This is a genomic window from Blautia sp. CAG:257 (assembly GCF_000433815.1).
Lineage (GTDB): Bacteria > Bacillota > Clostridia > Lachnospirales > Lachnospiraceae > Blautia_A > Blautia_A caecimuris.
On the sequence record NZ_HF999114.1, the window covers coordinates 13,665 to 31,366 of the forward strand.

20 protein-coding genes are annotated in these 17,702 nt (G+C 44.6%); 6 read left to right on the forward strand and 14 right to left on the reverse strand.

Annotated features, from left to right (window positions below):
* Together QVP40_RS12765 and QVP40_RS12770 are read right to left on the reverse strand one after the other, a co-directional pair.
* On the reverse strand, nucleotides 1–985 hold a 985-nt coding region (locus QVP40_RS12765; RefSeq protein WP_288200566.1), incomplete at its 3' end, for an FAD:protein FMN transferase.
* A 27-nt stretch (nucleotides 986–1,012) separates the two neighbouring features.
* Nucleotides 1,013–2,521 carry an inositol monophosphatase family protein gene (locus QVP40_RS12770; protein ID WP_022068777.1) on the reverse strand — a complete coding sequence of 503 codons (1,509 nt, stop codon included), beginning with the start codon at nucleotides 2,519–2,521 and terminating at the stop codon, nucleotides 1,013–1,015.
* 230 nt (nucleotides 2,522–2,751) lie between these two features.
* On the opposite strand from QVP40_RS12770, the gene QVP40_RS12775 reads away from it, so the two are divergent.
* Nucleotides 2,752–2,964 carry a helix-turn-helix domain-containing protein gene (locus QVP40_RS12775; RefSeq protein ID WP_022068778.1) on the forward strand — a complete coding sequence of 71 codons (213 nt, stop codon included), beginning with the start codon at nucleotides 2,752–2,754 and terminating at the stop codon, nucleotides 2,962–2,964.
* Nucleotides 2,965–3,013: 49 nt separating this feature from the next.
* On the opposite strand, the gene QVP40_RS12780 is transcribed toward QVP40_RS12775, so the two are convergent.
* The 3 genes from QVP40_RS12780 to QVP40_RS12790 are packed head-to-tail and all read right to left on the reverse strand — an operon-like array spanning nucleotide 3,014 to nucleotide 4,428.
* The gene (locus QVP40_RS12780; RefSeq protein WP_022068779.1) at nucleotides 3,014–3,385 is read right to left on the reverse strand and encodes a VOC family protein; all 372 of its coding nucleotides are present in this window, start codon (nucleotides 3,383–3,385) and stop codon (nucleotides 3,014–3,016) included.
* A gap of 1 nt (nucleotide 3,386) precedes the next feature.
* A complete protein-coding gene (locus QVP40_RS12785; RefSeq protein ID WP_022068780.1) occupies nucleotides 3,387–4,205 on the reverse strand; it encodes a DNA-3-methyladenine glycosylase family protein in 819 nt (272 codons plus the stop codon).
* Between the two features lie 43 nt (nucleotides 4,206–4,248).
* Nucleotides 4,249–4,428, reverse strand: coding sequence for a DUF6472 family protein (locus QVP40_RS12790; protein ID WP_022068781.1), 180 nt, complete (start codon nucleotides 4,426–4,428; stop codon nucleotides 4,249–4,251).
* Nucleotides 4,429–4,672: 244 nt separating this feature from the next.
* Here QVP40_RS12790 and rsxC point away from each other — a divergent pair, with 244 nt between their 5' ends.
* The 5 genes from rsxC to QVP40_RS12815 all read left to right on the forward strand — a co-directional run bounded on the left by rsxC (nucleotide 4,673) and on the right by QVP40_RS12815 (nucleotide 10,398).
* A complete protein-coding gene (rsxC, locus tag QVP40_RS12795; RefSeq protein ID WP_022068782.1) occupies nucleotides 4,673–6,055 on the forward strand; it encodes an electron transport complex subunit RsxC in 1,383 nt (460 codons plus the stop codon).
* A complete protein-coding gene (locus QVP40_RS12800) occupies nucleotides 6,052–7,002 on the forward strand; it encodes an RnfABCDGE type electron transport complex subunit D (protein ID WP_022068783.1) in 951 nt (316 codons plus the stop codon). The genes rsxC and QVP40_RS12800 overlap by 4 nt, the downstream gene beginning before the upstream one ends.
* 15 nt (nucleotides 7,003–7,017) lie before the next feature.
* Entirely contained in the window at nucleotides 7,018–8,409 is a 1,392-nt protein-coding gene (locus QVP40_RS12805; protein WP_022068784.1) for an FMN-binding protein, read from the forward strand.
* An 18-nt stretch (nucleotides 8,410–8,427) separates the two neighbouring features.
* On the forward strand, nucleotides 8,428–9,195 hold the full coding sequence (locus QVP40_RS12810) for a hypothetical protein (protein WP_022068785.1): 768 nt from the start codon (nucleotides 8,428–8,430) through the stop codon (nucleotides 9,193–9,195).
* Between the two features lie 141 nt (nucleotides 9,196–9,336).
* Nucleotides 9,337–10,398, forward strand: coding sequence for an FUSC family protein (locus tag QVP40_RS12815; RefSeq protein WP_022068786.1), 1,062 nt, complete (start codon nucleotides 9,337–9,339; stop codon nucleotides 10,396–10,398).
* Nucleotides 10,399–10,458: 60 nt separating this feature from the next.
* Here the strand turns inward: QVP40_RS12815 and QVP40_RS12820 are convergent, their stop codons facing one another.
* From QVP40_RS12820 to QVP40_RS12860, 9 genes are all read right to left on the reverse strand, one after another.
* Nucleotides 10,459–10,644 (reverse strand): (2Fe-2S)-binding protein, encoded by a 186-nt coding sequence (locus QVP40_RS12820; RefSeq protein ID WP_022068787.1) that lies wholly within the window; start codon nucleotides 10,642–10,644, stop codon nucleotides 10,459–10,461.
* A 19-nt stretch (nucleotides 10,645–10,663) separates the two neighbouring features.
* Nucleotides 10,664–11,440, reverse strand: coding sequence for a glucose-1-phosphate cytidylyltransferase (gene rfbF / locus QVP40_RS12825; RefSeq protein WP_022068788.1), 777 nt, complete (start codon nucleotides 11,438–11,440; stop codon nucleotides 10,664–10,666).
* 233 nt (nucleotides 11,441–11,673) lie between these two features.
* Nucleotides 11,674–13,059, reverse strand: coding sequence for a radical SAM protein (locus QVP40_RS12830; RefSeq protein ID WP_022068789.1), 1,386 nt, complete (start codon nucleotides 13,057–13,059; stop codon nucleotides 11,674–11,676).
* 173 nt (nucleotides 13,060–13,232) lie between these two features.
* Entirely contained in the window at nucleotides 13,233–13,793 is a 561-nt protein-coding gene (locus QVP40_RS12835) for a TetR/AcrR family transcriptional regulator (RefSeq protein WP_022068790.1), read from the reverse strand.
* A gap of 27 nt (nucleotides 13,794–13,820) precedes the next feature.
* Nucleotides 13,821–14,591 carry a phosphoribosylformimino-5-aminoimidazole carboxamide ribotide isomerase gene (hisA, locus tag QVP40_RS12840; RefSeq protein ID WP_022068791.1) on the reverse strand — a complete coding sequence of 257 codons (771 nt, stop codon included), beginning with the start codon at nucleotides 14,589–14,591 and terminating at the stop codon, nucleotides 13,821–13,823.
* Between the two features lie 269 nt (nucleotides 14,592–14,860).
* Entirely contained in the window at nucleotides 14,861–15,322 is a 462-nt protein-coding gene (locus tag QVP40_RS12845; protein ID WP_022068792.1) for a hypothetical protein, read from the reverse strand.
* A gap of 132 nt (nucleotides 15,323–15,454) precedes the next feature.
* Nucleotides 15,455–16,213, reverse strand: a complete 759-nt coding sequence (gene dapB, locus QVP40_RS12850) for a 4-hydroxy-tetrahydrodipicolinate reductase (protein WP_022068793.1) — start codon at nucleotides 16,211–16,213, stop codon at nucleotides 15,455–15,457.
* A gap of 107 nt (nucleotides 16,214–16,320) precedes the next feature.
* Nucleotides 16,321–17,214, reverse strand: coding sequence for a 4-hydroxy-tetrahydrodipicolinate synthase (dapA, locus tag QVP40_RS12855; protein WP_022068794.1), 894 nt, complete (start codon nucleotides 17,212–17,214; stop codon nucleotides 16,321–16,323).
* A 66-nt stretch (nucleotides 17,215–17,280) separates the two neighbouring features.
* Nucleotides 17,281–17,702 (reverse strand): cob(I)yrinic acid a,c-diamide adenosyltransferase (locus tag QVP40_RS12860; protein WP_288200568.1); only part of this gene is annotated, 422 nt, incomplete at its 5' end.

Genomic DNA, 17,702 nt, shown 5'->3' on the forward strand with positions numbered 1-17,702 from the left:
CTGTAAGATACACCTTGTGGTTCTCATCTGCAAAAAGCGCATCTGCCCCGTATTTTTCCAGAAGAGGAAGGGCTTTTTCTTTTCCCAGCACAAAGCAGGCAGTGGAAAGACCGTCTGCCATAATTCCGCTGTCGCAGACTACGGTCACTGCTGTCAGCCCATTCCACACCGGATAACCGGTTTCCGGATCCAGAATGTGGTGATATCTTTTTCCATTCTCCATAAAGTATCTTTCATAATCGCCTGAGGTGGAAAGAAATTCTCCCCCTTTTAAAGTGATGGCTCCCAGATACTCTCCTTCCGTGTCTCTTGGATCTTTTACTGCAACCCTCCAGTCAGACTGATCCGGTTTTTCTCCGTATGCCATTACGCTGCTGCCTCCCAGATTCAGGATCATACCGGAAACCTCTTTCTCATTTTTCAGCAGATCCATCACAAGGTCACATCCGATTCCCTTTCCTGCTGCTCCCAGATCCAGCGTTGCCCCGTCTTTTAAGGTCACTTTATTTCCATCAAGCTCAAGTTTTTCATAACCGGTTTCCTTCAGCAGCTTATCCAGCTCCTCCTGAGCAGGTATGCCGGCGTTTTCTCCCCCGATATCCCACAGTCGAATGATTTTTCCGATAGTAGGATCAAAAGCTCCCTCCGAATCCACGGAAAGCTGCTGTATTTTTTCCAGATATCCTGCAAGCTCGTCAGAAACTTCCAGAGTTTTCCCCTGTGCCGCATTCAGAGCTGCGATCTGGGAGTCTTCCTCCGTCCAGGAAAGAAGATTTTCTTCTGTATTTTTCAGAAGCTCTCCCACTGACGGATTCAGATTTTTTCCTGTTGTATACAGGGTTTCAGAAACTACTGTATTCATTGCAAAATCTGTATTTGTATATTTTTCTGTTTTTGCGCCGGCCCAAACCGGACACAGTACCGTACCTGCACTGATAATTCCCCAAAGGGCAAGCCCGGTAAGGATTTTATGTATTTTCACCATTCATTCACCATATCCTGTCAAATTCTTTTATCTGCAGCTTTTTATGATCTCCCTTGTCTCCTCACAGGCTTTTGCGGCGCCTGCCACAACAGAACACGGACCGTCCAGAGTAACCGCAGCTCCGTCAAACTGGCTGATGACGCCTCCTGCTTCCGCAACGATCAGGGACGCTGCCGCAAAATCATACGGCTGAAGCTTCATTTCCAGATATACCGCATTGCTTCCGGATGCGATCCTGCAAAGATCAAGGGCTGCCGAGCCTCCGTTTCTGATGCTGAGGCTCTTCATATACAGTTCCTTTACTGCACGGAAAAAGCTGTCCGCTCCGTCCTCATTATATCTTGCGCATCCAAAAGCCACAATCCCTTCCCCAACAGAAATATTTTCCATTTCAAGCTTCTGTCCGTTCAGCCAGCTTCCCTGACCACGGATTCCCTTATACATTTCATCCACATAGGGATTATATACAAATCCTGCGATCATCCTTCCCTGATGAGCCAGTCCCACAGAGACACAGCTATGATGATAGCCAAACATAAAGTTTGTTGTTCCATCTATGGGATCAATATAAAAGGTATACTCTCCACAGGCCTTTGCTCCCTGATTGCCCTCTGTATCCTCCTCGCCGAAAAACGCAGCTCCGGGAAGAAGCTTTTCCAGTTCCTCAATCAGAAATTTCTGGATCGCTGTGTCAAAATCCGTACAGAAATTGGCAAGGCCTTCTTTTTTGTGAATATTTTCCCGGGTTGGCCTGGCCTGATAAAGCTTTTGTCCTGCCTGACGGACCAGAAGCTCAATACTTTCATAATCCACACTGCTTTTTTCTTCTTTTGGCTGTTCTTCTGAGATTTCGGCTGCTGTTCCTGACACAGAAGAGATACTTTCAGCTGTCTCAGTTTCCGGAGCTTTCCAGGGCTCAACATCCCAGCCTCCTATTTTTTTCACATTTTCCGAAATATATTTGCGGCTGCGGTCAAAGCCCCAGTAGATCAGGCCTCCCAGAAGTCCTCCCACACTGTTGAACACAAGATCTGTCAGCTGGAAGGTTCCGATCTTCAGAAACAGCTGACATCCTTCGATAAAAAGAGAAACAATAAAGCTGAGCCACAGGCTTTTCAGAAGAACGCTCTGTACAGGCATTTTTCGTCTGTCTGTCTTTTTTTCCTCCGCCCAGTATAAAAGAATCATAAACGGGATAAAAAGAATCAGATTCTCAATATTTTCTGTGTAAATTGTCCCATCCGGCTTATGAATACCCCAGATTCCCATAACGCTGTCCAGGGGATTTCCCCAGATCGGTCTGCACAGCAGGGTTCTGAACAGCATCATACACACATAAAACACCAGAAGAAATTCTCTTCGAAACTGACTGCTGCTGCGAAACTCACTGATCCATGCCTGAATCACTGCCCCTGTTCCTTTTTTCTTTATTCTCATATATACGCTCATAAACAGCGCTGCAATGATCAGAGAAGCGCCGCCGGTCTGATAAAGGGCTCCCAGAACATTTTTTATAACCGAAACTGCATATTCCATTTTCATACCTCCCTCAAAATAAAATCTTTGTGCCTATTATAATCAAATCTTATCCAAAATACAATTCTTATGATTCTGAAGCTTTGTATTTTCCATCCTTTTCATTGTCTTACCGGACATCCGCATACTTTCCCACAATTCTGCCTTTTTTTCTGTATAGTCCATTTCGTTCCAAATCTGAATAGCACGGAGAGTTCCGACCTATACTTTTTGCAAAAGGAGGTATTTGCATGAAATTTCAGCGAATTCAGGATTTGCGTATAGATTCTGATCTGTCTCAGAAGCAGATCGGCGAAATTCTCCATATCAGTCAGCGATCTTATTCACATTATGAAACAGGCTCCAGAGATATTCCTGTGGAAATGCTTATCCGCCTGGCGGATTATTATAATATCAGCCTTGATTATCTTGTGGGGCGCAGCGACCGAAAAGAAAAGGTCTGAAAAAACCGACAGGCAGTCCGCTGTTATGCAGGCTGCCTGTTTTTCTGTATTATTTTGCCGGAACAATCTCCAGCCAGTATCCGTCCGGATCATTGATAAAATAAATTCCCATGGCAGGATTCTCGAAACAGATACAGCCCATTTCCTGATGTTTCTTATGGGCTTCCTCCATGTTATCCACTGTAAATGCAAGATGGATCTCATTATCTCCCAGATTATAGTGATCTTTCTCCCAGTCACGAAGCCATGTAAGCTCCAGCTCAAATCCTGTGGCTCCGTCTCCAAGATAAACAAGGATAAAGCTTCCGTCCTCAGCCTCTTTGCGTCTGATTTCTTTCAGTCCAAGAGCCTCCTCATAAAACCGGATAGATTTGTCAAGATCGATCACATTATAATTATAGTGCGCAAACTGGAAATTCATATTAGTTTCTCCCTTCTGTCAGTTCATAATAAAAAATATACTGCTGCATAATGCCTCTGATCCCGTGATATCTGCGGTTTGGAAATCCTCTCTTATAATGCTCATCCAGAACCTGCCTGATATGTGTATCCACAGGAAAAGCATCCATGTGATGCAGGGCAAAAAGACAGATGCAGTCCGCCACCTTTTCTCCCACACCACAGAGTTTCATCAGCTCATTCTTTGCACGATTATAATAACGCATCCTGTAGATTTTTTCCAGTGAAATTTCTCCCTGTACAATGGTGCGGGCCGTCTCCGCAATATACCTTGCGCGATATCCAAGTCCCAGCTCTCTCAGTTCCTGTTCTGTGGCCTCCGCCAGAATCTCAGGGCCGGGAAAACCGTAATATTCCACCCCGTTTCCCGAAATGCGCTTTTCTCCGTATCGGGCGCACAGCCTCTCAACGCATCCTCTGATCCGGGAAATATTATTCTGCTGAGAGATCAGAAACGTAACGATCATTTCCCACAGATCCTGCTGAAGTATCCTGATTCCGCTTCCATGAACCGCGGCCTTGCTTAAATATTGATCCCGTGGATTTATCCTCTCTATATAAGCGCCGTAATCTGCATCCAGGTCAAAATAAGGAACCCAGAAACAGATCAGTTCTGTATCGCTGCAGTTAAAATCCACAATACTTCCATTCTGAGAAACCTCCAGGTACTGATTCCCTGCCACCAGAGAATAAGTATACTCCCCTGTTTTTTTCATGCGAAAACACTGTCCGGAATCACAGATCTGTTCCAGGCTGAAATTATCCAGTTCCATTGTTACCATTTAAAAATCTCCATTCTCTTTTGCTTTGGTTTTCCCCTGATCTTCACATCTGATGACGTACAACTCTGTATTCATCCCCGTTGCGGTAATAAGGACATTCCTTCATATTTCCTGTAAGAAACCGGTAGTATTCATCTTCATCCAGATTCACATCACAGTAGTAGGTTCCTGTCTCATCATCATAAACATAATTTGCACAATAATCACAGCCTGCTGCCTTCACCTCTGTCTGCCTCCTTTGTTCAAAAAATAAGATATATTCCATTCATCTGATGCTGAATTTTATTTTTATGTTTTATTATGCATCTTATCACAAAAGACTGCACATAGTAAATTCCAAAAGGCAGTTTTTTACAAGAAATTTTGCGAAATCCTTATTGCGTAATTCCTATTCATATGGTATGCTGACTCAGAATGTGAACTATTTAACAATAATGAACCACAAAATAAGTAAAGGAGGTCAGGACATGCAGAAACGAAAAAAATCTGTATTCCCCGGCGGCGTACATCCTACGGACGGCTTTGACAAAGCTCTTTCCATGGATTCCGCTGTACAGCCTTACTGTCCGGAAACTGTTACGATCCTTTCAGAGCAGTCCTTTGGAGGAAAATGCAGCTTTCTTGTCAGTCCCGGAGATCATATAAAAAAAGGCCAGCTGATCGGAAAGCCAGAAGCGTTCATGGCCGCTCCCCTTCACGCCAGTGTAAGTGGTAAAGTTCTTGAAATAAAAGAGGTTCAGGAACAGGGCCGCAGCATCATGGCATGTATTGTACAGAAAGATGCTGATCCGGAAGTAAACAAAGAACTTTCCTATTATAATGGGGCTGCTGATATCAGCAAAATCTCCAGCCAGGAAATTCTGACAGGAATCCGTGACGGCGGTCTTACCGGAATGGGCGGCGCAGGCTTTCCCACCCATAAAAAATACGAAACTGACAAAACAATCACGGATCTTCTGATCAACGGCGCGGAATGTGAGCCCTTCCTCACCTGTGATTACCGTCTTATGCTGGAAAACGGTTGGGCGCTTTTAAACGGTGTACGCCTTCTTCTCAAGGCAAGCGGCGCATCAAAGGCTTATGTGTGCCTGGAAGACAACAAGCCTCTGGCTGCAGAAAATCTTAACAAAATTCTGGCTGAAATGACAGCTTCCGGTCTGATGGGTCAGGAAGAAAACATAGAGATCAAGGTTCTTCCTACAAAATATCCACAGGGAGGCGAACGTCAGCTGATTCAGGCAGTTCTTGGGCGTGAAGTTCCCATGGGAGGTCTTCCGGCTGATTCAGCAGTGATCGTTTCCAATGTAAGCACTGCCAAAGCAGCGGCTGATATGCTTCTTGGAGGTCTTCCTCTTACTGAGAGAATCGTCACTGTAACCGGCGCGGTAAAAAATCCCGGAAATTTCCTTGTTCCTGTGGGAACCTCAGCAAAAGAGCTGATTCAGCTTTGCGGCGGAGTTACCGTTTCCGAAAACCGCGTGATCGCCGGCGGTCCCATGACCGGTCCCTGTGTGGCAAATAACTGGAATGGAGAAACAGAGCTTTTCCATGTTACTAAAAACACCTCCGGAATCCTGATCCTTCCGGAACCGGGATTTGAAGAACAGCCCTGCATCCGCTGTTCCGGCTGCGAAAGCGTGTGCCCTGCAGGACTTGTTCCATATAAGATTGAATTTGCTCTTCTTGACGAAGACTATGATCTCTGTGAAAAGCTTTATGCAAGTGAATGTATTGCCTGCGGCTGCTGTTCCTATATCTGCCCTGCAAGACGTGAGCTTTCCGTGCGTACCCGCACAGCCAGAGATATTGTAAAACAGCGAATCAGAGAAAGGGCGGTGAAAAAATCATGAATCAGGTACAAACTTTAACCGGACCTCATATCCGCACAGCTAATACAACACGGAATATTATGCTCCATGTTGCAATTTCTCTGATGCCGGCTCTTCTGGGTTCCATTTACTTTTTCGGGATCCGCTCACTGTATATCACCGGTTTTTCTGTTACAGTCTGTGTTCTCACTGAGTATTTCTGGCAGAAGATCACAAAAAAACCAGTAACTGCCAATGATTTCAGCGCTGTTGTCACCGGAATCCTTCTGGCTTTCAATATGCCGGTTACTGTTCCTCTGTGGGTGGTTGCCGCTTCCGGGATCTTCAGTATTCTTGTTGTAAAGCAGATGTTCGGCGGCATCGGCTGCAACTTTGCCAATCCGGCGCTTATGGGCCGCCTCTTTACCATGGTGGTATGGCCGGGAGCCGTTATGCAGTATGTTGCTCCCCGGACACTGGCAGCTGCAGGTTTTGACGCGGTTTCTTCCGCCACAGTTCTGGGAACAGTAAAAAATGGCGGCGAGGCAGGCTACAGCTATCTTCAGATGTTCCTTGGAGAAACCCCGGGAGCCCTTGGAGAAACAAGCAAGCTGCTGCTTCTTGTGGGATTCGGCTATATGTGTTTTATGGGAATCGTAAATGCAGAAGCTGCTCTTACTTATATTGCGACTGTAGTGATCCTGACCTTTATATTCGGACCGGCAGGATTATTTACCGGAGATATTCTCCTGAACCTTTTTGGCGGCGGTCTCATCCTCGGCGCATGCTACATGCTTACAGATTATGCCTTTGCCACAAGAAGAGGGCGGCTGCTATACGCAGTCACAGCGGGAATCATCACCGCAGCCATCCGTATCTTCAGTTTTTATCCGGAGGGAATCTGCTTCGGAATCCTGACAGCCAACTGTCTTGGCGGCGCATTGTCTCTTCTCTATAAAAAACATGTATACGGAGTAAAAAAAGCTTAATTTGGAGGAAAAATCATGAAAAATAAAGAAGTAAAAGGAATTCTGGCACTGGTTGTAGTGACCGCACTGTCTTTCGGTGTGATCATCGGCTCAAAATCTCTTGCTCTCAGCGCAGGCGGAGACGCTTCCGGTGAAAGTTCAGAAACTCTGGAAGAATTTGATGTAAGCGGTGCAGAAAATATTGAAAAAGCCGGAAAAACAGCTGACGGCTATCTGGTAACTGTCCGCACAAAGGGTTATGTAGGCGATATTGTTATGGACGTGGCTTTTGACAGCTCTGCATCCAAGATCACAGAAGTTAAGGTTGTGGAACAGTCAGAAACTGACGGACTTGGTTCCAAGATCACAGAACCTGAGTTCCTTGACCAGTTCAAAGGCGCAGAAGCACCTGTTTTCCTTCCGGGAATGGACGTTTCTGCCGGTTCCCAGGACAGCAGCTCAGAAGCTGAAGCTGCAAAACCGGAAACAGATCTGTCAGGTCTTGAAGGAGCAGAATTTACAGACGGAACCTACGAAGCAAAAACATCTGAACCGGATTCCAACGGCTTTATTGATGTTGTTTCCCTTACTGTAAAAGACGGCAAAATCACAGAAGTCAACTGGGACGCTGTAACAGAGGACGGTTCCAAAAAAAGTATCATGTCTGAAAATGGCGAGTATACTATGACCGAAGACGGTCCTACATGGAAAGAGCAGTCTGAATCTCTGGCAAAAGCTCTGATCGAAAACCAGTCCCTGTCCTTCCTTACCACTGACGCAGAAGGCAAAACTGATGCGGTATCCGGTGTAAGTATTTCTGTAAGCAGCTTTATTGATCTGGCTGCTCAGTGTATGGAACAGGCTGCAGGACTTGAGCCGGCGCAGGAGGATCCATTTGCAGGAGCAGAGCTCACTGACGGAACTTATGAAGCAAAAACATCTGAACCGGATTCCAACGGCTTTACTGAAGTTGTTACCCTTACTGTAAAAGACGGCAAAATCACAGAAGCAAACTGGGATGCAGTAACAGAAGACGGTTCCAAAAAGAGTATCATGTCCGAAAACGGCGAATACACAATGACTGAGGACGGCCCCACATGGAAAGCCCAGGCTGAAGCTCTTGCCAAAGCTCTCATTGAAAATCAGTCACTTTCCTTCCTTACCACTGACGCAGAAGGCAAAACTGACGCTGTAACAGGCGTAAGTATCTCTGTAAACGGCTTTATCGATCTGGCAACTCAGTGTCTGGAGCAGGCTTCCGGAATCGAGGTGGCAGAGCCTGAGGCAACTGAAGCTCCTGCAGAAGAAGAGGCTCCGGCATCAGCAGAAGGAACACAGATCGACGCTGTTTCCGGCGCTACCAAATCTTCTACCGCAGCAGTAAACGGAATCAACGACGCATATAACTTCTTACAGACAGTTAAATAAGAAAACGGAGGAATCACTATGAAATTAAGATATCCGGCAGAAGCCTTTGCCCTGGGAATCATTCTTTTTTCCGCAGGAATGAAGGAAGCCTTTGCAGCCGGAATCCTGGTGATTTTTACCTCTGTGTTTGCAGAGTTGCTGAAAAATCTCCTGGAAAAAGCTGTTCCTGCATGGAGCCTTCAGCTCTGTGTATATATTGCCTCCGGCTCTGTCTGCGCCTCAGCCTTTCTGGTGGGCTTTGCGGTTCTGGGAACTGCACTTACAACAGAGCTTTGGATCATGGTATTTCTTGTAGGCCTTCTGTGCGCCAGACACGCTCTCTCAGGAAATACAGAGGCTGAATACGGCGAACTCCTCTGGGAGTCAGCCATTGCCTGGGGACTGTGGATCCTGCTTGCCATTTTCCGTGAATTCATGGGAACCGGAAGTATTTTCGGAAACACACTCCTGACAGCATCCTTCCAGTCAAAGGCCTTCCAGCAGACAATTTTTGCTTTCCTGGCAGCAGGTCTTGTACTGGCATTTACAAACGGAATCCTGAAAAAGGACTGCAAAGGAATGAACAGTCTGTTTCCGGCGATTCCCGCCTTTATCCTGTTCCACCCCTTTACAGTGGAAAGCTTCGGCGGTCTTCCCGGAACCTTATGGATCATCATTGTTCCTGTTATTCTGTTCCTTTCTGTAAAACAGACCTTAAAATTTGCCCGCACCGGAAAGGCTTTCCGAGGTCTTCCTGTAGATATGCTGGCAGCAGGATTTATCTATATGATACTGAGCATTTATTAAACAATCAACTCCCGAAGGTTCTTTCCGGCTTTCGGGAGTTTTTATGTTCATCTTTCATCCCTTCACAAAAATATCATTTGACAAACCTTATTTCTGATGATATAATCTCTCCCCGATAACTCAGCAGAAAGGAGCGTTTTCATGACATTTTATCAGGAACTGCAGTTAAATCAGGCGGGGTCAAAAGCACTTATCAAAAATTGTACAACCTCCGGTGAAAAACTGCGTCACACATTTGTTTATCTGTTTAAGATTTTTATTACCATGGTATTCTGCGTAGCCTTTGTTATGGGATACGGCAAAATTTTCGGAGATGAAAACAGTATTGTAGGCGTTATTATTCTTCTTTGTGTTATGGTTTTCCGAAATGCAGACTTTGGAATGAAAATGACCGGCTCCCTTACCTCTATGGCAATTATCTTTTCTATTCTGGCTTTTGGCCCAAGACTTGCCAATATGGCCGGACTTTTTGGAGAACTTCTTATTAACGCAGCCTGCATCTTTGTGCTTCTTTTCCTTGGCTGCCACAACATTATGATGTCCAATCATTCCACGATCGTTCTCGGCTACCTTCTTCTGTACGGTTATGACACCACAGGAAAAGATTACCTTTTCAGACTGGCAGCTATTGCCACAGGCGCTCTTCTTACCGGAATTGTTTTTTACAGAAATCACCACAAAATAGCATACAAAAGAACTCTCTCTGATATTGTAAAAGAGTTTCGTATCGATTCTCTTCGGACACGCTGGCAGATCACTGTAACCTTCGGCGTATCTACTGCAATCTTTCTTGGCGGTCTTTTTCACATCCCAAGAACCATGTGGATCGGAATTGCAGCCATGTCAATACTTATGCCCTTCCGGAATGATCTGAAAGGCCGGGTAAAAGGACGTATTCCGGGAAATATTATCGGAGGGGTTGTTTTTCTTGCCCTGTATCTTCTGTTTTCACCTTCCATTTTACCTTATATTGGAATGATCGGAGGCGTGGGCGTAGGACTTTCTGCTTCCTATAAATGGCAGGCAGTATTTAATTCCCTTGGAGCGATGGCAATTGCAACGGCTATTCTGGGACTTCCGGGAGCAATCCTTTTCCGTATTCTGAACAATATTCTGGGTTCCGTTTACGGTCAGCTTTTTGAAAAAATCAGCAGCAACGTTCTGGATCGTTTCACAGCTTCCGCTTCCTGCGCAGAAGCCTGAAAAAAAGAGTACAGATTTCTCAGATACTGAGAATGGTCTGTACTCTTTTTATGTTTTATTTTACTGATTTTCTTCCAGAATATCACGAACCAGGCAGCGGATAAAATCTCTGCACTTGCCGCATCCGGTTCCAAAGCCTGTAAGCTTCTGAACCTCCTCATAACTGGATGCTCCTGATTTCACCGCGTCCTCAATCATTCCATAAGTAATATTTTTGCAATGACATGCTTCCTTCTCGCGCTTCATCCTCGTGCTCCTTTCTTTTTTACTCCCAGATCTTCCAAGGAGCCTGTCCTTTCTGCCAGAGCTCTTCCAGAAGATTCTTTTCTCTTAATGTATCCATACACTGCCAGAAGCCTTTGTGGCGGTATGCATTCAGCTCCCCTCTCCGTGCAGCCTCTACCAGCGGTTCCTTTTCAAATACCGTATCGTCGCCTTCGATCAGATCCATGATTTCCGGCTCCAGGACCATAAATCCCGCATTGATCCAGCCTCCATCCTCTTTTTTCTTTTCCTTGAAATTTGTGATGCTTCCATCCTCACAGATATCCAGAATCCCAAAACGGCCTCCCGGCTGAGCTGCTGTGATGGTAGCCATTTTACCATGGGATCTGTGATAATCCAGAAGCTCCTTCAGATCAATATCTGCAACACCGTCGCCGTAAGTCAGCATAAAAGTGTCTCCATCCAGGTATTCTCTGACCCTTTTTATTCTTCCTCCGGTCATGGTATTCAGTCCGGTATCCACCAGTGTTACTTTCCACGGCTCAAGAACATTATTGTGAACGATCATCTTGTTTTCCTGAGTAAAATCAAAGGTGATATTACTGTTATGCAGATAGTAGTCTGCAAACCACTCCTTGATCACATGCTGCTTATAGCCACAGCAGATTACAAACTCGTGAAATCCATATTGGGAGTACATTTTCATAATGTGCCACAAAATCGGCTTCTCCCCTATTTCGATCATGGGCTTCGGTTTCAGGTGGCTTTCCTCACTGATCCTTGTGCCAAATCCGCCTGCCAAAATTACAACCTTCATATATGTCTCCAATCCTTATTCAGTATCTTGTATCATGTGCTGCCGCGTTTGTACGACTTCATTATCATTTATTCTAATACAAATCTCAGAAAAATGGAACCACCAAAATAAAGCAAAAAATACAGGCTCTTTTCCATCCTGATATTTCGGATTTCAAGATACCTGTATTCTTTATTCTTCAGCAAAAACTAAAAGCATTATTTCTGCTGCAAATCACCAAATGTAGTTTTTTCTTAAAAGGATCTGGAAGCTTTCTTCTCCTGTGTCTCTTTCCAGAGCCGTTCTGCTTCCGGAGCCCATTTCTCTGCATATGCCACACATTTCCCACAAAGATGTTCCGGAGTTTCCGGTGACTGAAGATCTGTGGAATGTGCGCCGGATTCCTTTACAAGCTTCTGAAGGATCTCAGGATTCTCCAGCATGGGACATGGACGGAGCATATTGTCGTTAAACGGCTGATTATTGTGATAGGCCATAAACAGCGGCTGTTTCAATATCTCAAGAATGGTATTCTCCCTGATGTTTCCATTGGAATAATGGATAAATACACAGGGCTCTGCGTCTCCGTTTGCATTAATATGGAAGTAATTTCTTCCTCCTGCAATGCAGCCTCCAACAAACTCACCATCGTTCTGAAAATCCATGGTAAAAAGTCCGGGACCATGTTCCATATTTCTGATCTCTCTTACCCTGTGGTGCATGTAAGTCCTCTGTTCTACTGTGGGAAGCAGTTCAGGCGAAGCCTCATTTCCAACTGGCATATAATGGAAATACAGAGAATACCGGCAGCCTTTTTCCACCAGCATCTGAATAAACTCATCGCTTGTAACGCTTTCAATATTCTGGCTTGTATAACAGATGGAGGTTCCGAATACAAGACCGTTTTCTTTCAGAAGCTCCATGGCATGCATAACCTTTCCGTAAACACCCTCGCCCCGGCGAAGATCATTGACTTCCGGTTTTCCTTCAAGACTGAGCGCAAGAAAAAGATTTCCTGCCTCCTGCATCTGACGGCACAGTTCCTCATCCACAAGAGTACCGTTGGTATAGGCCAGAAAAATACAGTCATTATGCTTTTTGCAGAGAGCGATCACGTCTTTTTTACGTACAAGAGGCTCTCCGCCTGTAAGCATATAAAAATAAGTCCCCAGTTCTTTTCCCTGCGTGATCACAGAGTCCATTTCGTCAAAGGTCAGATTCAGTTTATTTCCATACTCCGCTGCCCAGCATCCGGTACAGTGCAGGTTACAGGCACTTGTAGGATCCATTAAGATAATCCAGGGAATGTTGCAGTTATGGATCTTTCTCATTTCGCGGATTGTCCTGGTTCCATTATAAAACGCTTCATATCCCAGATTCAGAAGAGTTGTCTTCAGCACATTGGGATGCAGCTGATCAGCCATGGAATTAATATATGTATTCAGGGTATATCCCTGGTTTAAAGTTACTCTCCTCAGATATTCCCAGTTGATCCCCAGATCAAATTCATCCATATACTTCTGTGCAGTATCAAGGATTTTTTCATAGGCCTGTTCCCGGTTCTTACTGATCTGGCTAAGCTCATGATCTACGATTCTGGAAAATACCTTTCTTCCTGCTGCGTGTGTTACCCTGTTCATCTGAAAACGCCTCCTTACAGCGCCTGCTGCGCATGGTCAATCATATCTTTTCTTATGTTCATAAACACATTATATTCTCCTGTGTTATTTTTTCCATAAACAAAAACAGGACAGTGTTTAGTTTTTTACCACTGTCCTCTATCTGGCTAAAAAGCTCTGTGTCTTTATTAAATTCAGGTTTCCAGAATACGAAGAAGAGAATTTTCCTCATTCCCTCTTGTGATTATAGCTCCCAGCATTTTTATCAGTTCCTCGGGATCCTGCTCCATTCCGTCTCTTACCCATGAAAAAATAATTCCTTCAAAGGCATAGGTATAAAAATCTGTAATAAATTTTCGTTTTTCGGGAGCAACCGTTATTCCCTCTGCCATCTCATCCAAAATATTACTGATAATTTTAACAATATATGTATACATAAACCTCAGAAGATAATCTTTCTGAACAGATGCGTAAGTACTCATGATAAATTTTTTATTTTCCCGGGCATAGGTAAAAAACCTCCGAAAACGTTCTTCCCAGCTGTCAGCAGGATCGTCTCCCATAATGGCTCTTTCCACCTCACTGCAATAAATCCACTCCACCAGATCATAAATATCCCTGAAATGATAATAAAAAGTGTGTCTGTTAATCCCACAGGCTTCTGCAAGGTCTGTCACAGTGATTTTGGAAAGAAGCTTCTTTTCCATCATTTTTTTCAGAGCTTCTGCAAGAGCTCTCTTTGTTATTGTTGACATAATTCCTCCATGCTTTGACTCTGGTTCCTATTTAAGCTTTTTCAGACTGTCAAACGGTATCTTTCCGCCAAAAAGATCCAGAGCGCTTCCTACCGTTACATCCAGTTTTCCTTTTCCATAAACTTCAAGAGTACGAATGTCCTCCATACTTCCCACACCGCCCGCATAAGTTACTGACCGTTCTCCATACTCTGCAAGCAGCTTTACCAGTTCTGCCTCAATTCCTCCGGCTTTTCCTTCTACATCTACGCCATGAATCAGAAATTCATCGCAGTGGGCGCCAAGCTCCCTCAATGTATCCAAAGTTATCTTTACATCTGTAAATTTCTGCCATCTGTCCGTTACGATGTAGTAAGCTCCGTTCTTTTTCCGACAACTGAGATCAAGTACCAGATGCTCTTTTCCTGTTTCTTTTTCTATTTTTTCCAGGTTTTCCCAGGACAGCCTTCCATTTCGGAAAACATAGGAGGTAACAATCACATGGCTTGCGCCTGCATCAAGATAATCCTCTGCATTTTCCGGGCAGACCCCTCCGCCGATCTGAAGGCCTTCCGGATAGGTTTTTAAAGCGTTCAGCGCCTGTTTTTTTGTTTCCTGATAATAGGGTGAATCTTCCGGATTGAGAAGGATCACATGACCTCCCTGTAATCCGGAATCTCTGTACAGAGCCGCATAAAAAGCAGCATCCTGCTCTGACACAAAATTCTCTCTTGCCTGATCGCCTGTGTCTCTCAGACTTCCCCCAACAATCTGTTTCACCTTACCATTATGTATGTCAATACACGGACGGAATTTCACTGATTCATCCTCCTTTATCCCTGCCCATATCCTGTACTTCCTGTCTTTTACAGAATATATTGCAGCACGTAATATGTTTCTATGTAAGGACATGCTCCTACAGATACTGTCCCGTATCGGCATGTCTCTGTATGGCAGCAGCTGCAGACCAGATGCAGACTGCCGTAAGCCGTCATATTCCGCAGGCATCTGGCCGCATCCTGTGGAAGTGTTTCTTATTCACCGGAATGGCTTGTACAGAACGTACTGTTTTACCAGTAAATAAAAAGCTATCTTCCCTCTGCCGCATTTCCCACTGCGTCACCTACATCTTCTACTGCGTTGCCCACGCCCTCACCGAGATCTTTTACACTGTTTCCCAGCTCACCGGAAACGGTATCATCATTTCTGTCAGTACTCTGATCCATGGTGCCGTCCGCAGCATCATCTGTTCTGTCTCCTGCAACAGTGTTGTCATCAGCAGCGTTATTTTCAGATGCAGTATTGTCATTCTTTGTATCTGTATCCGCAGAAGTCCCATTGTTATCTGTCCTATTATCATCTGTCCTGTCAGCATCCGGAACTGCATCCTTATTATCCATGTTGTTGTCTCTGTCTCCGTTGTCCATCACGTTATCTTTTGCTGTGTTTGTTTCGTCTGCATTATTGTCTGTTCTTTCTCCACAGGCGGTAAATGCAGTTAATGCCAGTACAAGCATCATACCTGTAATGATCTTTTTGATGTTTTTCATCCTGATTGTCTCCTTTTCTTGGAATTTTAAAGCTCATACAGGTAATATGCGTAATTTTTTCAGTTTTATTCGTGAAAAAAATTCCAAAAAAGGCAGGACTTCTGCTTTTCAGCACTTGTCCTGCCCTGATTATTAACCCTCGATCACATCGGCCATATCATAACGGCCTGCCGGCTTTCCTGCCAGGAATTTAGCTGCCTCAACAGCGCCTTTTCCAAATACAGCTTTTGAATATGCGGTATGCTTAAATTCAATCACTTCATCCGGACCTGCAAAGATCACCTCATGCTCTCCTACGATTGTTCCTCCCCGAACAGCAGAGATACCAATTTCTTTATCAGAGCGCATTTCTCTCTTCTGGCTGCGGTCATAAACATATTTATATTCATTGCCCATAGCTTCATTGAGACTGTCTGCCAGCGCAAGAGCAGTTCCGCTTGGGGCATCCAGCTTCAGACGGTGATGGCGTTCTACAATCTCCATATCAAATCCGGCTGTTGCCAGAACCCTGGCCGCCTCCTGGATCAGTTTCAGAAGGGTATTGATTCCAAGAGACATATTTGCTGATTTCAGCACTGCTGTTTTCTTTGCTGTTTCTTCTACCCTGGCCAGCTGATCTTCACTGAGCCCTGTTGTGCACAGAACCAGAGGAAGCTTCCTTTCTCCGCAATAATCAAGAAGCGCATCAACTGCTTTTGCAGAAGAAAAATCAATCACTACATCCACGTCTTCCTGACAGGCAGAAAGATCTGTATACACCGGATAAGAAGTATTACCTTTATCCGCAATATCCACTCCCACAGTGATCTCCGCCTCCGGATCCTTTTCCACAAGTTCTGAGATTACCTGACCCATATGGCCACAGCATCCGTGCATCATAATTTTTATCATAATTACCTCCTCTGTGTGCCTGCATGCACACATCCAGATATGTGTAAAATCATATCTGCTTTATTGCCTGTAAACTGCAGGCATCTGAATTTGATCCGGCTTCTTGTTTATGCAAGTTTAAGACCATAATCCTTCATTGCTTTTGCAAGAGTTTCTTTGTTGCTCTCCTCCATTTCGCAGAGAGGCATACGAAGAGGACCTACTTCCATACCCATCATGTTCATGGCTGTTTTAACCGGAATCGGATTTACCTCACAGAAAAGTGCATTGATCAGCGGAATGGCTTCAAGCTGAAGTCTTGCCGCCTCTCTGGTATCTCCTTCCATGAATTTCATAACAATATCATGTGTCTGCTTCGGAGCAACATTTGACAGAACAGAAATAACTCCAAGTCCGCCCAGAGACATAATCGGAAGAATCTGGTCGTCATTTCCGGAATAAAGCTCCAGATCCTCTCCCGCCATAGACATCATTTTTGCAATCTGAGAAAGATCTCCGCTGGCAGCCTTGATTCCAACAATATTTTTTACATTTTTTACAAGTGCGGCTACGGTAGCCGGCTGAAGGTTACAGCCGGTGCGGCTTGGCACATTGTACATAATGATCGGTGTTTCCGGAACGGCATTGGCAATCGCTGTATAATGAGCGATCAGACCTTTCTGTGTAGCTTTATTATAATAAGGAGTTACAACCAGAAGCGCATCCACACCATAGGAAGCAGCCTCCTTTGACATCATAATTGCAGTTTCTGTACAGTTGGAGCCTGTACCTGCAATCACAGGAACACGTTTTGCCACCTTATCCACTGCAAATTTGATAGTTTTCAGATGTTCTCCGTGAGTCATTGTAGATGATTCGCCGGTTGTTCCACAGATAATGACAGCATCCGTACTGTTAGCAATCTGAAACTCCAGAATTTCCTCCAGTTTTTCATAATTTACACTCCCGTCTTCATGCATCGGGGTGATAATAGCAACGCCTGCGCCCTTAAAAATTGCCATATAAGTTCCTCCTTTTATTCTTCTGTACTATATTATGCAAATCACAGTCTTCCCGAATCACGGATTTTACTGTTGCTCTGAATCATTTCCGACCATATCCTCAGTGAGCCTTATCACTGTGTCCACATAGGGTCTCAATCCTTCCGGCAGATTCGAACCGGTCATAACAATCTGCATACTTTCGTCTTTCTGCCTGAGAATGTCTGCAACTGTTTCCACAGAAACAATTCCCTGTTCCATGACGCCAAGAATCTCATCCAGCAAAAGGAAATCACATTCCTGGGTCACAACGACTTTTCTGGCAAAATTCAATCCATTTAAGATATTAGAACGTTCTTCTGCCTTTTCCTCATCACTCAGATCATCATAGCAGCAGTCTCTTTTTTCAAAACGGAAAATCTTAATATCCAGATCATCCAACTGCTCCAGAAAATCAACAGAACGTGTTTCTTTTCCCTTCAGAAACTGAATGATAATAACGCTCTTTC